The organism is Devosia oryzisoli (assembly GCF_014837245.1).
Lineage (GTDB): Bacteria > Pseudomonadota > Alphaproteobacteria > Rhizobiales > Devosiaceae > Devosia > Devosia oryzisoli.
Genome location: NZ_JACYFU010000003.1, coordinates 239,623 through 255,165, shown reverse-complemented (window position 1 = coordinate 255,165; position 15,543 = coordinate 239,623). Strand labels below are relative to the sequence as shown.

The 15,543-nt window shown below is 62.0% G+C and carries 12 protein-coding genes and 1 tRNA gene; 10 read left to right on the top strand and 3 right to left on the bottom strand.

All coding sequences use genetic code 11. The features are described from left to right. Positions 1-20: 20 nt before the first annotated feature. Together IC608_RS12745 and IC608_RS12740 are read right to left on the bottom strand one after the other, a co-directional pair. Entirely contained in the window at positions 21-2,939 is a 2,919-nt protein-coding gene (locus tag IC608_RS12745; protein WP_191775988.1) for an FAD-binding and (Fe-S)-binding domain-containing protein, read from the bottom strand. Positions 2,940-2,987: 48 nt separating this feature from the next. Beyond that, on the bottom strand, positions 2,988-3,908 hold the full coding sequence (locus IC608_RS12740; RefSeq protein WP_191775985.1) for a LysR family transcriptional regulator: 921 nt from the start codon (positions 3,906-3,908) through the stop codon (positions 2,988-2,990). Positions 3,909-4,248: 340 nt separating this feature from the next. On the opposite strand from IC608_RS12740, the gene IC608_RS12735 reads away from it, so the two are divergent. The 9 genes from IC608_RS12735 to IC608_RS12695 all read left to right on the top strand — a co-directional run bounded on the left by IC608_RS12735 (position 4,249) and on the right by IC608_RS12695 (position 14,226). Continuing rightward, complete coding sequence (locus IC608_RS12735; protein ID WP_191775982.1) at positions 4,249-5,541, top strand: ABC transporter substrate-binding protein; 1,293 nt, start codon at positions 4,249-4,251, stop codon at positions 5,539-5,541. Positions 5,542-5,775: 234 nt separating this feature from the next. After that, positions 5,776-6,720 (top strand): carbohydrate ABC transporter permease, encoded by a 945-nt coding sequence (locus tag IC608_RS12730; RefSeq protein ID WP_191775979.1) that lies wholly within the window; start codon positions 5,776-5,778, stop codon positions 6,718-6,720. Next, the gene (locus IC608_RS12725) at positions 6,713-7,597 is read left to right on the top strand and encodes a carbohydrate ABC transporter permease (RefSeq protein WP_191775976.1); all 885 of its coding nucleotides are present in this window, start codon (positions 6,713-6,715) and stop codon (positions 7,595-7,597) included. Before IC608_RS12730 ends, IC608_RS12725 begins: the two co-directional genes overlap by 8 nt. A 58-nt stretch (positions 7,598-7,655) precedes the next feature. Next, positions 7,656-8,672 (top strand): Gfo/Idh/MocA family protein, encoded by a 1,017-nt coding sequence (locus tag IC608_RS12720; protein WP_191775973.1) that lies wholly within the window; start codon positions 7,656-7,658, stop codon positions 8,670-8,672. Continuing rightward, complete coding sequence (locus IC608_RS12715) at positions 8,669-9,748, top strand: Gfo/Idh/MocA family oxidoreductase (protein ID WP_191775970.1); 1,080 nt, start codon at positions 8,669-8,671, stop codon at positions 9,746-9,748. Before IC608_RS12720 ends, IC608_RS12715 begins: the two co-directional genes overlap by 4 nt. Positions 9,749-9,766: 18 nt before the next feature. After that, positions 9,767-10,822 (top strand): ABC transporter ATP-binding protein, encoded by a 1,056-nt coding sequence (locus IC608_RS12710; protein ID WP_191775965.1) that lies wholly within the window; start codon positions 9,767-9,769, stop codon positions 10,820-10,822. Positions 10,823-10,963: 141 nt separating this feature from the next. Continuing rightward, positions 10,964-11,458, top strand: coding sequence for a MarR family winged helix-turn-helix transcriptional regulator (locus IC608_RS12705; RefSeq protein WP_191775962.1), 495 nt, complete (start codon positions 10,964-10,966; stop codon positions 11,456-11,458). 1 nt (position 11,459) lies between these two features. Beyond that, entirely contained in the window at positions 11,460-12,614 is a 1,155-nt protein-coding gene (locus IC608_RS12700) for an HlyD family secretion protein (RefSeq protein WP_191775960.1), read from the top strand. Positions 12,615-12,663: 49 nt separating this feature from the next. After that, entirely contained in the window at positions 12,664-14,226 is a 1,563-nt protein-coding gene (locus IC608_RS12695; protein ID WP_191775957.1) for a DHA2 family efflux MFS transporter permease subunit, read from the top strand. A 97-nt stretch (positions 14,227-14,323) separates the two neighbouring features. Here the strand turns inward: IC608_RS12695 and IC608_RS12690 are convergent. Beyond that, positions 14,324-14,398: transfer RNA gene (locus IC608_RS12690), tRNA-Gly, on the bottom strand. A gap of 197 nt (positions 14,399-14,595) precedes the next feature. On the opposite strand from IC608_RS12690, the gene IC608_RS12685 reads away from it, so the two are divergent. After that, positions 14,596-15,537 carry a thioredoxin family protein gene (locus IC608_RS12685; RefSeq protein ID WP_191775954.1) on the top strand — a complete coding sequence of 314 codons (942 nt, stop codon included), beginning with the start codon at positions 14,596-14,598 and terminating at the stop codon, positions 15,535-15,537. Positions 15,538-15,543 lie beyond the last annotated feature (6 nt).

Here is a 15,543-nt window from a genome sequence, read left to right as displayed (position 1 = left end):
CCTTGGCAAGCTTGGGCAGCTCAGGGGCGGCTGGCCCATTCGAGAAGGCTCGGAAGGCTGACAAAGGGAATGCCGGCGTGTTCGCTAAGGCCGCTGGCGCAGGTCGATACCGTCGACACACCCAAGGTGCAACCCTCCGGAATGTCGTCTTTCACCCGGCGTGTAGCGTGGGCATTGAGCTCGGGCACAAACAGCCCTTTGTCGCCGGCATAACCGCAGCAGGTTACCGAAGATAGGACAGCCACGCGCTCGGCACAGGCGGCAGCAAGGGCCTCCGTCGTCGGCTGCTCTGCAAGGCGCTGTGCTGAACAGTTGTGATGCACGGCGACGACCGGCAAGCGGTTGGTTACCACAAGACGCGGGAGCACATGTGCGAGCAGGAACTCTGCCGAATCGGCGACCGTCGCATCACCCGGAAACGCCCGAAGGTGCTTGGCGCAGGTCGAAGCATCGGTCACGACCGGCAGCCGACCGGCGTCCGAAGTCTCCGACAATGTCTTGTTGAGCGAGCGCCCCACCTCGATGGCCTGTTCAGGGAAACCCTTTGACTGGAAGGGCTGGCCGCAGCATTGGCCAGTGAGGTGGTCGGGCACGATGACATCGAACCCTGCCCGTTCAAGAAGCGTGACCATTGCCTCCGGGGTTGGCAGCAGCGCCTGCTCCGTGGCCGGTGCCCCGAACATGCGGCTGGGGCAGGCAGAAAAATAGACGACTGAGGGCCGGCCCGCCTGTGTTATCGGCACGGGAAACCCAGTCCGGCGCGGGTCCTGCCGATTTTCCAGGGCCTTGGGCGCACCCGGGCCACGGTGCAGCGTACGGGCGATCCGCGGCACATGCTTGCCTGTCAGCCGGCGGGCATGTTCCGTGACCGCTTCAACTACTGGAGGAGGCACGAGGGTCCGCGCCGCATCGGCAACGGCAAGGCCGCCGCGCATCGCCGTTTCGATGCCATGTCGATGATCTGCGGCGAACTGTGCTATGGCATTTGCCATGCCGCTGCGCCGTCTGGCGCGCTCGCCCATGATCATGGTTCCCGTCTCGATCCCGACGGGGCACCGAAGCGAGCACAGATTGCAGGCCGCGCATGTGTCGAGGCCTGCATACTGGAAGTCTGCATTCAACCGCGCGAGAAGCACCGGGTCCTCCCCCGTCTGCTCGAGCCTGGCTCGCTCACGCGTCACGGCGATGCGCTGGCGCGGCGTAAGGGTCATGTGGTGGCTCGGACAGGCCGGCTCGCAAAACCCGCACTCTATGCAAAGGTCGACCAACTCGTCGGCCAGCGGCATCAGCTTTAGATTTTGGATATGAACGCTTTTGTCCTCATTGAGGAGAACGTCGGGGTTGAGCAGGCGCTCCGGATCGAAGATCGCCTTGATCCGATGCATGATCTCGTAGGCCTTGCGGCCCCACTCGGTCTCGACGAAGGGCGCAATGGCTCGGCCAGTGCCGTGTTCAGCCTTGAGGGAGCCCCCGTATCGGACCGAGACAAGGTCTGACAGGGCCCTGGAGAATGCGTCAAACTTGGCAGCGGAATCCGGGTGGGAGAAATCGTCGCCCATCTGAAAGTGGAGATTGCCCGCGAGGGCGTGGCCGAAGATCACGGCGTCGGCATAGCCGTGATCGTCCAGCATGGCGCGCAAGTCGACGACGAATTCAGCCAGCCTCTCGATCGGCGCCGCAACATCTTCGGTCAGCATGATGCTGCCTTTAGGACGTGCGGCGCCTGCTGAGGCGAAAAACCCCTTGCGGATGTCCCACAGCGCGTGGCTGCGGTGTTCGTCGGTGGAAAAGTCGACATGCGTAGCGCCGTGCCGGCGCAGCAACCCCTCGGCCTTGGTCACCTCCGCCTCGAGCGTTGCCGCATCGGGAGCGGTGACGTCGATCAGGACAGCGGGCGAGTTTTCCGTGAGCCAGGGCAGGAGCGGGGCCATTGGCGGGAGATGCTCCACAGTCGCCAGGGCGCGCCGCTCGATATATTCCGCGGCCGTGACGCCAGTCGTCACCTGCACCCCACCATTCGCCATCTCGATAATGGCGCGGCCGGCCGACTGCGGGTCGGGGAAGGGCACTAAAGCGGTGGACTTGAACGGGTGCTCCGGAACGGTGTTGTAGGTGACTTCGGAAACGAAGCCGAGCGTCCCTTCCGACCCGACCATCAGGTGGGTGAGAATGTCCAGCGGGTCGTGAAAATCGACCAGTGCGTTAAGCGAATATCCCACCGTATTCTTGATGCGATACTTGTGCCGGATGAGAGCCACAAGCTCGTCATCGGCCATGACGTCGTGATGCAGCCGGTGCAAGGCATCCAGCATCGGAGCGTGACTGCGGCGGAAACCCTCGCAACTGGCGGGATCGCCGGAGTCCAGCGTCGTCCCGTCGGTCAGCACGATCCTTAGGCGCGCCATGGTGTGGTACGTGTTCTGCGCGACCCCACAGCACATGCCTGACGAGTTGTTGTTGACCACGCCGCCGATCTTGCAGGTGGCCTGGCTGGCGGGATCCGGCCCGATCTTGCGGTTGAAGGGCTTTAGCGCCCTGTTGGCCTCCGCCACGATGACGGCAGGCCCCAGCGTCACTTGGTCGGCGCCGGAATGAACCGAGAGCTTGCGCCAGCCGTCGCCAAGCACCGCCAGCACCCCATCGGTGACGGCTTGCCCGGAAAGAGACGTTCCGGCGGCACGAAAAGTAAGCGGCAGCCTTTCGGCGCGCGCCGCCTGCATCACAGCGCGAACCTCGTCCTCGCTGTTGATGAACACGACGACCGCCGGGATCAGCCGATAGGAACTGGCGTCGCCGCTCCAGGCATAGGTCATCAACGGGTCAGTGTGAACGGCGCCCGATATGGCGCCTCGGAGGCGCTTGGCCACACGCTCGCCGGCAGCTTGCCGGTCACTGGTGGCCGCTCGGGGCTGGGTCGAGAAGGAGACGGCGTGCTGCATGGACTTTCACTAACATGTTAGTCGGGCGCAGCGGAAGCGTGTTCTCGTTCACAGCGGCGGTAGCACAGCGTGGGCCGCCGCCGCTATGCGCTCGATCAGTTCCTCGACCCGCGGTTCCCCTCGCCGCTCCTGCAGGACATAGATCCCGGTGACGGCTCGCCGTGGGTCATCGAGTTGTTCGATCTCCACGAGACCGCGGCGCTCGAATTCGTTACGCATGACGTGGGTATGGACCAGCACCGCATCCGTGGCCAGCGTGTAATCGATGCACGCGGCCAGCGAGTTGGAGCGGAACAGATAGGTTGCGCGGTCGAAGACCGTCTCCACGCGCGCACGCCGGCGGGAGGGGTCGAAGAAGCGCTCATGCCGACTCTCGGCCAGTGAGGAGATGACGATGGGAAATGCTTCTACCTCGCTCTGATGCCGCGGCTCGCCGCTGATCGGGTGGCCTTCGCGCACGAAGAAGGCATTGTAGACCCGCGTCAGGGGGACGAAGTCGACGCCTATGGCGGAACTCAAGGCATCGATCTGATGGGCCAGGAACATCGAGATGTCGCCCGACAGCAACTGGTCCATCAGTCGCAGCTGGTTGCCCAAACTGACCTGAACAGGAGCACGAGGAAATTCCGCCTGATAGGCGATTACCATGTCCTTGAGGAACATTGTCCACCAAGAATAGCCGGTGCCGATGGAGAGGCCCTTGTCTATGCCTCTTTGCTGGTCGCCGATCGCGGTTAGGGTGTTGTCATAGAGTCGTTGCATGAGGCGGGCGTTTTCGTAGAGCGTCTCTCCATAGCGGGTCAGCCGCACGCCGCGCGACGAGCGCTCGAACAGCGGCGCACCGATTGTCTGCTCCAGCTTGCGCATGTTGAAGGTCAGTGTCGGCTGCGTGATGAAGAGCGCCGTCGCGGCACCACTCAGCGTTCCTGCATCGGCGACCGCGAGAAACTGCGTCAGTAACTTGTCCATTCGGGCCTCCTATAGATGCCATCTATAGTAACGCAGGAGTTTCGTAGTTTTCCAGCGTCAGCTTTTGCGCCACTGTGGCAGCCGCAGCCGGGCGGTCCGCCGTGGAATCAATCTTCCATACAAGTGCATTGCCCCGTCTGCGGCTGACGTGGTATGGCGTAACCGGCTGGTTATTTGCGATGGTTCGGAGATGGCCCCTCTGGCAAACGTGTTTGAAACGACGATTGACAGGATCGCCGGACCGCATAACTTTGTAACCAGTTGGTGACTTAGTGGCAGGGAGGCCACTGCCAACACAGCTTTCCCGATGCACCATCGGGCAGTTCCTGGGAGGAAAATAATGACTATCAAGCTCGATCGCCGTCAGTTCCTGATGGGATCTTCCGCGCTTCTTGCTGCAGGCGCAGCTGGCGTTAGCCCGGCATGGGCACAGGCTTCAAGTCTGCGCCTCATCTTCTGGGGTGGCCAGGATCGCGCCGACCGCACCTACAAGGTGGCGGACATGTTCACCGCGGCCAAGGGCAACGATATCGAGGCCGAGTTCCTCGCCTGGAACGACTATTGGCCCAAGCTGGCTACGCAGACCGCCGGTGGCAACGCCCCCGACGTCATCCAGATGGACTATCGCTATATTGTCGAATACGCCAAGCGCAACGCGATTGCCCCCATCGATGATCTCGGCGCCAAGTTGGCCGAAGCCGGCTTTGATGCAGACCAGCTCGAAGGCGGCAAGGTCGACGGCAAGCTCTACGGCATTTCCCTGGGCGCCAACTCGGTGGCGACGCTGGTCAATACCGGTGCCTTCGAAGAAGCTGGTATCGAGCTGCCGACCAATGCCTGGACCTACGACGATTTGATGGAAATCGGCGAGGCCTTCAACTCCGCCAATATCCGGGGCGGGATGCGGGCCATCGCCGATGGGTCCTACTCCGAGCCCATGCTTGACAACTGGCTGCGCCAGCGTGGCAAAGCGCTCTACACGGCCGAGGGCAAACTCGGCTTTGACGAGCAGGATGCGGTGGAGTGGTACCAGCTCTGGAGCAAGCTGCGCGAGGCCAAGGTTTGCGTCACGCCGGACAACCAGGCGCTCGATACTGGCCCGCTGGAAACCACCATGCTGGTGACCGGCAAGGCTGCCCTCATGCCCTCGAACTCGAACCAGCTCGTCGCATTCCAGGGCCTTGTGCCGGACAAGCTCGACATGGTTGGCTACCCGCGTATTGCCGAAGGTGTTGGCGGTGGGCACTACCGCAAGCCGTCGATGTTCTTCTCGGTCGGCAACACCGCGGCCGACAAGGAAGCTGCGGCGTCTTTCGTCGACTTCTTCGTCTCCGACCCGGAAGCGGCCAAGGTGCTTGGCGTCGAGCGAGGCATCCCCTGTCTGCCGGCCACCCGCGACGTCGTTTCTCCCACCCTCGATGGCCCGAACCAGATCGCGCTTAACTTCGTCGCGAACCTGGGCGACCTGCTTGGCCCGCTGCCGCCCCCGCCGCCGGCCGCTGCCGGTGAAGTGGATTCCTCGCTGATCCGCACTCTCGGCCAGGAAGTCGGCTTTGGTGCCAAGACCGCCGAGCAAGCTGGCAAGGAACTGGTGGAAGGCGCGAGCGCGATCCTTTCGCGCGCTGCTTCCTAGCCCCTTTGAGGCCGCGCGTTCTCTCGGGCGCGCGGCCTCTTCTCATCCCGATAGTCCCAAACGCGTTGTGACCATGTCCCCTTCCTGTCGCCAGTTTCCCCTTTCCGGCCCTGCCCCGACTGCCTTTGTGGCGCCGTCTCAGAGCTTGGCGTTCGCGCAGCAGGCGGATTTGCGGCTGGTCGGCCCGGCGTCTTTTGAGCAAGTGGTTTCCACTCTGGAGCGCGCGGGGTAAGCATGGCCGTCGCACACGAGACAACAACAGGCATCGACGCCGCGCCGCGGCAGCAATCGGCCTTTTCCCGATTCTGGCAGCAGAACGGGGCCGGGTACATGTTCCTGCTGCCCTGGCTGATCGGCTTTTTCGGTCTGACGCTCGGGCCGATGGTCTCCTCGCTCTATCTGAGCTTCACCGATTTCGACCTGCTGACGTCGCCCGACTGGGTTGGCGCGTCCAACTATGTCCGCATGTTCACCGCCGATCCGAAGTTCTCCACTTCGATGCGGGTCACGATGTTCTTCGTGATTTTCTCTGTGCCGCTCAAGTTGGCGTTCGCGCTGGGCGTCGCCTTGTTGCTCAATCGCGGCATGAAGGGACTGCCGCTCTACCGCGCCCTGTTCTACTTGCCGAGCCTGCTTGGTGCGTCCGTGGCTATCGCCATCCTCTGGCGCCAAATCTTCGCTGGCGACGGCCTCGTCAACAAGGTGCTCGCGCTCTTTGGCATCGTCGGTCCAAGCTGGATTTCCAACCCGAACTATTCTCTCTGGACGCTGATCATTCTATCGATCTGGCAGTTCGGTTCGCCCATGATCATCTTCCTGGCGGGGCTTCGACAGATCCCGCAGGACATGTACGAGGCGGCCTCGCTGGACGGTGCCAGCAAGTGGCGCCAGTTCTGGAAAATCACGCTCCCGCTTCTGACGCCGGTCGTTTTCTTCAACGCCATCATCCAGACCATCGAGGCCTTTAAGAGCTTTACCCCCGCCTTCATCATCTCGGGCGGTACGGGTAACCCCATCAACTCCACCCTGTTCTATACCCTCTACCTCTATCAGGAGGCCTTCGGTTTCTTCCGCATGGGTTACGCATCCGCGCTGGCCTGGGTGCTCCTGGCGCTGGTGGCGTTCTTTACCGCCTTCTCTTTCCTCACCTCGAAGTATTGGGTGCACTACGATGACTGACGCGCCCGCGAAGATGACCGTCGTGACCGGTGAAACCCCGCTCTGGCGCAAGCGCCTGGTTTCGGTGTTGAGCCATGTAGCCCTGCTCGCCGCCTCCATCCTGATGCTCTATCCGCTGCTCTGGATGCTCTCGGCATCGTTCAGGCCTGAAACCGAGATCTTCACCTCGGCGAGCATCTGGCCGTCGGAGTGGAGCATCGACGCCTATTTCCGGGGCTGGAATGGACTGCGCACCAGCTTCTCGGTGTTCTTCAAGAACAGCTTCATCATCGCCTTCCTGGCGGTCGCGGGCAATGTGCTGGCCTGTTCTCTGGCCGCCTATGCCTTTGCCCGGCTGGAGTTCAAGGGCCGCAAGTTCTGGTTCGCACTGATGCTGATGACGCTGATGCTCCCCTATCAGGTGACGCTCATCCCGCAATATGTGCTGTTCCGCCAGTTGGGCTGGGTCGACACCATCCTGCCGCTGGTCGTGCCCAAGTTCCTCGCCTCGGACGCGTTCTTCATCTTCCTGATGGTACAGTTTTTTCGAGGCATTCCCAAGGAGCTCGACGAAGCGGCCATGATGGACGGGGCGGGCGCCTGGCGAATCTACTGGAAGATCATCCTCCCGCTCTCCACCCCCGTGCTGGCGACGGCCGCGATCTTCACCTTCATCTGGACTTGGGACGACTTCTTCGGCCCGCTGATCTATCTCAACCGCATGGCCGACTACACCGTCATGCTGGGGCTGCGGACCTTCACCGACTCCACCGGCACCTCGGATTACGGCGGCCTCTTCGCCATGAGCGTGCTCTCCCTCGTGCCGATCTTCCTGTTCTTCCTGTTCTTCCAGCGCCTGCTGATCGAAGGCATCGCCACGACAGGGATGAAGCGCTGATCCTTTTCGGCTGGCCCATGGGCCGGCCGCATCCAAACGACTAGGAATTCGCTGTTAAATGACCATCAAGTTTGCCGCGATCGGCATCAATCACGCCCATATCTACGGACAGGTCGAGTGCCTCAAGCGCGCGGGTGCCGAGTTCGTCGCCTTCTCCGCCGTGGAGGACGATTTGGCCAAGACGTTCGCCGAACGCTTTCCCGAGGCGCGGCGCGTCTCCGATCGGCGGCAGATCCTGGAGGATGAGGCGATCGGCGTGATTGTCACGGCTGCCATCCCCGGTGATCGTGCGGAAATCTGCCTTGCTGCCATGCGGCACGGTAAGGACGTGCTGACCGACAAGCCCGGCATGACCACCTTTGCGCAGCTCGAGGAAATCCAGCGCGTACAGAAGGACACGGGCCGCATCTTCTCGGTGCTGTATTCGGAACACTTCGAGGTGCCGGCAGCCGTAGAAGCGGGCAACCTCATCGCCAAGGGCGCTATCGGGCAGGTCGTCAACACGGTTGGGCTGGGACCGCACTCGCTGCGTCTCAACAATCGTCCCGACTGGTTCTTCACCCGCAACCGCTATGGCGGCATTCTGTGCGACATTGCCAGTCACCAGTTCGAGCAGTTCCTGTTCTTCTCCGACGCCATGGATGGCGAAGTGGTGTCTGCCAGCGTCGCCAATAGAGGCCACAAGGACCGGCCCGGACTGCAGGACGTTGGTGATGCCCACATGCGAACCGCCAGCACGTCAGGGTACATCCGCGTCGACTGGTTCACCCCTGAGGGCCTCCCGACCTGGGGCGATGGGCGTCTGACTATTCTTGGCACAGAAGGCTACATCGAGCTCCGCAAGTACGTCGACATCGCCGGCCGACCCGGCGAGAATCACCTCTTCCTTGTCGACCGGAAAGGCGTACAGCACATCGACTGTTCCGGCGTCGATCTGCCCTTCGGGCGGCAGTTCCTGGATGATGTGCGCAACCGCACCGAAACGGCGATGCCGCAGGAGCGGTGCTACAACGCCATGAAGATGGCGCTCACGGCGCAGGCAATGGCGGAGCAGGGTACGGAGTGGCAGCAGTGAGCAAGATTTTTAACGTCGCCATCGTCGGCTGCGGCATCGGCCGCTCGCACATCGTGGAGGGCTACCTCCCCAACGCTGACAAGTACAAGGTCGTCGCGCTGTGCGATCTCAATCAGGAAAGGCTGGACAAGATCGCCGACGAATTCGGCATCGAGCGCCGCATCGTCAATTTCGACGACCTCCTGACCATGGACGACATCGACGTCATCGATGTCTGCACGCCCCCCGGCGCTCACCTGCCGATGATCCTTGCTGCCCTCAGGGCGGGCAAGCACGTCATCTGCGAAAAGCCGCTGGTCGGTTCGCTCAAGGACATCGACACCGTCATGGCCGCCGAAAAGGAAGCCCCTGGCAAGCTGATGCCTGTCTTCCAGTACCGCTTCGGCGACGGTATCGAGCAGGTCAAGAAGATCATCGATGCTGGCATTGCAGGCAAGCCATTCACCGGCACCGTCGAAACCATGTGGCGCCGGGAGGCGGCCTATTACGCTGTGCCGTGGCGCGGCAAGTGGAAGACCGAGCTCGGCGGCGTCCTCATGGGCCACGCCATCCACCCGCACGACATCTTTACCTACCTCATGGGCGACATCGCCCGCATCTTCGGTCGGGTCGCGACCCGGGTAAACCCGATCGAGGTGGAGGACTGCATCTCTGCCTCCGTCGAGATGAAGAGCGGCGCTCTGGCGAGCTTCACAGCGACGCTCGGGTCAGCCGATGAGATCACTCGAATTCGCCTCTCCTTCGAGAATGTCACCTTCGAAAGCGACCACGCCCCCTACAATCCGGGCGAAAAGCTCTGGAAAATACTCCCGCGCAACGACGAGGCCAAAAGCAAGATCGATGCGCTTCTGGCGAACTGGCAGCACGTTCCGTCACGTTTCCAGACGCAGATGGCGCGGTTTCACGATGCCCTCACGGGCAAGGGCGACCTGCCGGTCACCAGCACCGATTCACGCCGCTCGCTTGAACTGGTGACGGCATTCTACCATTCCTCGTCCACCCATCAGGACGTCGCGCTGCCGCTCGGCCCGGACCACCCGCTCTACCAGAGCTGGGTGCCGGCCCAGTTCCGCTAATTCAGGAGACCCAAGTCCATGTCGACGAGCATTGAACTTCGGCAACTCAAAAAGGCCTATGGCGACGTCGAGGTCATTCATGGCGTCGACCTCTCCATTGCACCGGGCGACTTCACAGTGTTTGTCGGGCCCTCGGGCTGCGGCAAGTCGACCCTCCTGCGCATGATCGCGGGGCTCGAGCCGATTACCGGCGGAGACCTTCTGATCGATGGGCAACGCATGAACGAGGTTCCGGCGGCCCGGCGCGGCATCGCTATGGTGTTCCAGTCCTATGCGCTCTACCCGCATATGAGCGTCTACCAGAACCTCGCCTTCGGACTTGAAACCGCAAAGATGCCGAAGGCCGAGATCGCGACGCGCGTCCAGCGAGCCGCTGAAATCCTCAAGATCGAGCCGCTTCTCAAGCGCAAGCCCAAGCAGCTTTCGGGCGGCCAGCGGCAGCGCGTGGCAATCGGCCGGGCCATTGTGCGCGAGCCCAAAATCTTTCTTTTCGACGAACCGCTGTCCAACCTCGACGCTGAACTGCGCGTCGCCATGCGCGTCGAAATCGCTAAGCTGCACAACGATCTTGGGAACACCATGATCTACGTGACGCACGATCAGGTTGAGGCCATGACCATGGCGGACAAGATCGTCGTGCTGCGGGCTGGCGTGATCGAGCAGTCAGGTGCGCCGCTCGATCTTTATAACAATCCGCGAAATCTCTTTGTCGCCGGCTTCATCGGGTCGCCGAAGATGAATTTTCTGTCGGTGAGTGCCGATGGGGACGCCCTGCGAGCCGGTTCACATACTTTCTCCGTGGGCCGCAGCGTCTCCGGAGCGACGACACTTGGCGTTCGACCGGAACATATCACCGTGGTCGATGGAACCGGTATTCACCTCGCCGACGTGAAGGTCGACCTCGTTGAAAATCTGGGTGGACAAACGGTCGTCTACGCGACGACGACCGATGGCCAGCCGATGACGATCGTGCTCGAAGGCCAGCGCGAAGTCGCACCGGGGACCACCGTGCCGATTCATGTCGACCCCTCCAAGGTGCACCTCTTCAATGCCGAAGGCCTGGCCATACGGTAGCCAAGCCAAAGCGCAAACTTCTTTTGGAGCCTCGCTGTTTCGCAGCGAGGCTTTTTCTCTTTCGAAGGCGCCGTTAACCTGGGGGCATGCTCTGCGCAAATACGTGCATCGGGCATTGATTCTGATAAGTGCACTTATTATATGCGTGCCCATCCAATAGCGCTGGATGCCATGCAGGACACCTCTACATCCCAAGTGACGGTAGGCCACCTCGTCAACGACGTGGCGCGCCTCTTTAGGCGGCGCTTCGAAGAGCAGGCGCGTGCACATGGACTGACGCTGACCCAGTGGAAGGTCATCGCTCACCTTTATCGGCAGCCCCAGATCACGCAGGTGGCTCTGGCCGGCCACGTCGACTCCGATCCGATGACAATGAGCGGCGTACTTGATCGGCTAGAGAAACGCGGACTGATCGAGCGCGAGCCCAACCCCACCGATAGCCGCGCCAAACTTGCCCGTCTCAGCCCCGCCGGAACCCAGCTATACTCGACGGCCAAGGCAGTCGGCACGCAGATGCACGCTTCGGCGCTGGCGGGTCTTGACGAGCGCCGCCGCCAGGCTTTGGTCGCCTCGCTCGAAACCATTCGAAACAACCTCAACGACATGCCGGCCCAGCCGAACGTGAAAGACGTCTAAAATGAGCGCTCAAGCTTCCGAAACCCGGGCCTGCCAAGGCGAGGTAGTGACCATCTCGCGCGCCGACAATGCCAACCCTAAGCCTGAATCTGCGTCGCCGCAGTCCGCCGCAGAAGCGGCGCCGAGGAAGGGGCGCGGCCGCCGCACGCTGCTGATGGTTGCCGTGCCGCTTGTGTTGGCTGTCGTCGGGGGCTGGTTCTACCTGAACGGTGGCCGCTATGAGGAAACCGACAATGCCTATGTGCAGCAGGCCAAGGTGGCGCTATCGGCCGACGTGGCCGGTCGCATAATCGACGTGCGGATCTCGGAAAACCAGGCTGTAACGAAGGGTGACGTGCTGTTCACGATCGACCCTCAGGCCTACCAAATTGCGCTTGAGCAGGCCAAGGCAGCGCTGCTGTCTGCCCGGGTGAACGTCGAGCAGCTCAAGGTGACCTATGCGACGGCCGAGGCCACCAAGGAGGCTGCCGAAGCCACTCTCGAGCTTCAGCAGGCAACCTTCGATCGGCAAAAGAGCCTGGTGGACCAAGGCGTGTCGTCGACGTCGACCTTGGACCAGCCCAAGCTCGCACTGCAGCAGGCACAGAACGGGGTGACGACGGCTCGCCAGCAGGTGGCGAGCGCCACGGCCGCGCTGGCCGGTGATCCAGAGATACCAACGGATCAGCATCCTGCAGTCCTTGCAGCGATTGCGCAGGTGGAGCAGGCCAAGCGCAATCTTGGCAAAACCACTGTGGCTTCCCCGGCCGATGGCATCATCAGTCAGGTCTCGAGCCTCAACGTCGGCCAGTTCGTGGCGGCCGGCACCACGATCGCAAGTTTGGTAGAGACTGACGAAAGCTGGGTGGAAGCCAATTTCAAGGAAACGCAACTTGGCGCCATCCAGATCGGCATGCCGGTCGAGGTCACGGTCGACGCCTATGCCGATCAGCCGCTGGAGGGCCATGTCGCCAGCATCGGCGCAGCCACAGGATCGGAATTTTCGTTGATCCCGGCGCAGAACGCCACGGGGAACTGGGTGAAGGTTGTCCAGCGGGTGCCGGTCCGGGTCGAATTCGACGAGGCGGAAATGGCAGAAGTGCTGCGGTCGGGCATGAGTGCTTTGGTCAGCGTCGACACCGGTCATTCGACGCTCGACAGGCTGACTGGAAAATAAGTGAAGGACCGGGCCTTGCTGCCCGGTCATCCTCTTTCGGAGCCGAGCCATGGCCCAGGCGGTTTCTCAACCGACCATTGTCGTCAAGAACAAGACCCTTCTGACAATCGCGCTGATGCTCGGCACGATCATGCAGGTGCTCGACACCACGATCGCCAACGTGGCCTTGCCGCACATGGCTTCGGCTTTGGGGGCTGCGCAGAACGAAATTACCTGGGTCCTCACATCCTACATCGTGGCAGCGGCCATTGCCACGCCTCTGACTGGCTGGATGAGTGACCGGCTGGGTCAGCGGCGCCTTTTCATCTTCGCCGTCATTGGCTTCACGATTGCCTCGCTGCTGTGCGGCATCGCGACCAGCCTGCCCGAAATGGTGTTGTTTCGCATTCTGCAGGGGCTTTGCGGCGCCATGATCGCGCCGCTGGCCCAGACCGTTCTGCTCAACATCAACCCCAAGGAGCGCATTGGCCAGGCGATGGCCATTTATGGCATGGGCATCATGGTCGCACCCATAATCGGGCCGACCCTTGGCGGCTGGCTGACCGAAACCTTTGACTGGCGCTGGGTCTTCCTGGTGAACCTGCCGGTGGGCATTCTGTGTGCCACCATGCTGATGCTCTACATGCCCAATACGGAGATCAAGAAGCGCCGCTTCGACTTCTTCGGGTTCGGCATGCTGGCGCTCGGCGTCGGCGCGTTGCAGCTGATGCTGGACCGGGGCGCAGAGAACTCCTGGTTCCAATCGACGGAGACCTGGATCGAGCTGGGATTGGTGCTGTCCGGCATCTGGGTCTTCGTCATCCACTCGCTGACGGCAAGGCGGCCTTTCGTCGATCTGCGCATCTTCAAGGATGCCAATTTTACCCTTGGCTCGCTCTTCATGATGGTGATGGGCATCACCCTGTTTTCCGGTCTCGCCCTGTTGCCGCCCCTGCTGCAGAACCTCATGGGCTATTCCGTGATCTTCACAGGTCTCTTGATGGCGCCACGTGGCCTCGCCACCATGGTCGCCATGATGTTCGTGGGCCGCATGAGCGGCAAGATCGATGCGCGTCTCATGATGCTGTTTGGTACGGCGCTAATGTCCTATTCGCTCTGGGAGATGACCAAGTTCAATCTCCAGATGGACTACTGGCCCGTCATCATCACCGGAGCCATTCAGGGATTTGGCATGGGATTTCTGTTCGTGCCTCTATCGACAATGGCCTTCGCCACCATCGCTCCCCCCCTGCGCGCCGACGCGACGTCGATCTTCAGTCTGGTCCGCAATCTGGGGCAGGGTATCGGTATTTCCCTGGTATCAGCCGTGCTGTCGAGCATGATGCAGGTGAACCACGCCGAACTGGCCGCGCGCCTGACAGCGACCTCACAAGCCGTCGCGATGCAGATGCCGGGCCTTCTGACCGGCAATGCCCGGATCGTCTCGATCATCAACGGCCTTGTGGCCCAGCAGTCGGCAATCCTGAGCTATCTGGATGACTTCTGGCTGATGATGATCCTGTCCATCAGTTCAATTCCGCTCATTCTGCTGCTGCGTGGCTCGAGAAGAAGCGCCAAGCCGAAGAGCAAGGAAGAAGAAGCCCTCGAGCGGGCCCACGCGATGGCCGAATAAGACGAGCCCGGCTTCAGCCTGGCTTGTCCCTGATAAGCCAAAAACGAAAGGCCGGACTAATGTCCGGCCTTTGGATCGTTTCTTCGATTTCGAAGATTGGAGCGGGCGATGGGATTCGAACCCACGACCCTAACCTTGGCAAGGTTATGCTCTACCCCTGAGCTACACCCGCGCTCCGTTGACTTGGCACCCTTGGCAGTGCCCCGACGGGCGCCTATATGCCCAATCGTCCGACTGATTGCAACCCACAATTTTGTACTTCCATGAACTTGTGGGAAGCCCGACGGGGCTGGGGCTTGTCAGCATCCCCTCCCGGGCGCAGAAAGGCCGGAGCGCCCATTTTCCTTGTGAGCGGAAGAGCCGTTAGCCATGACAATCTCTCTCGATGGCGCGCCCAGCGCCTCCCAGGTCCCAGCCAATATTATCCGCGAATCGAGCGACGCCGCGTTCAAGGCCGACGTGATCGACGCCTCCCTTGAAGCACCGGTGCTGGTCGACTTCTGGGCGCCCTGGTGCGGTCCATGCCGTCAGCTGACGCCCACCTTGGAAAAGGTTGTGACGGAGAAGGCGGGCAAGATTCGCCTCGTGAAGGTCAATATCGACGAGCATCCGCGCATTGCCGGTCAACTCGGCGTTCAGTCGATTCCTGCAGTCTTCGCCTTCGCCGGCGGCCGGCCCGTGGACGGGTTCATGGGTGCCATGCCCGAAGGTGAGGTTCGCCGCTTCGCCGAGCGGGTCATTGCTGCTGCACCAGCCGGCGCCCCACCGGCGGATTCGCTCGAGGGGCAGATATCCGAAGCGCTCGAGGTGGCTAAGCAGGCGCGAGAGGCGGGCGACCTCTCCCAGGCGGCGCAGATTTTCGGCATGGTTCTCCAGCACGTCCCTGACCATGTGGAGGCCCTGTTGGGGCTGGCCGGCATCTACCTTGATGCAGGCGAACTCGAGCAGGCCCGCGCGACGCTGGACTTGATCCCTGAAGAGCAGCGCAAGGGCGACGCTTACACCGCAGTTGCGAGTACCATCCGGCTCAAGGACGAAGCATCTGGACTTTCGGAGGCCGCTGCCCTGGAAGCAACCGTCGCGGCCGATCCCGATAACCATCAGGCCCGCTTTGACCTGGCCGTGGTGCGCAATGCAGAAGGCAAGCGGCTTGAGGCGGCCGAGGCTCTTGTGGCGATCTTCAAGCGCGATCGCACCTGGAACGATGACGCCGCGCGCAAGAAGCTGCTGGAGTTCTTCGAAGCCTGGGGCCCGAAGGACCCCGCAACGGTAAAGGGCCGCCGCCTCCTGTCGGCCGCGCTGTTCTCCTGAGGTTCG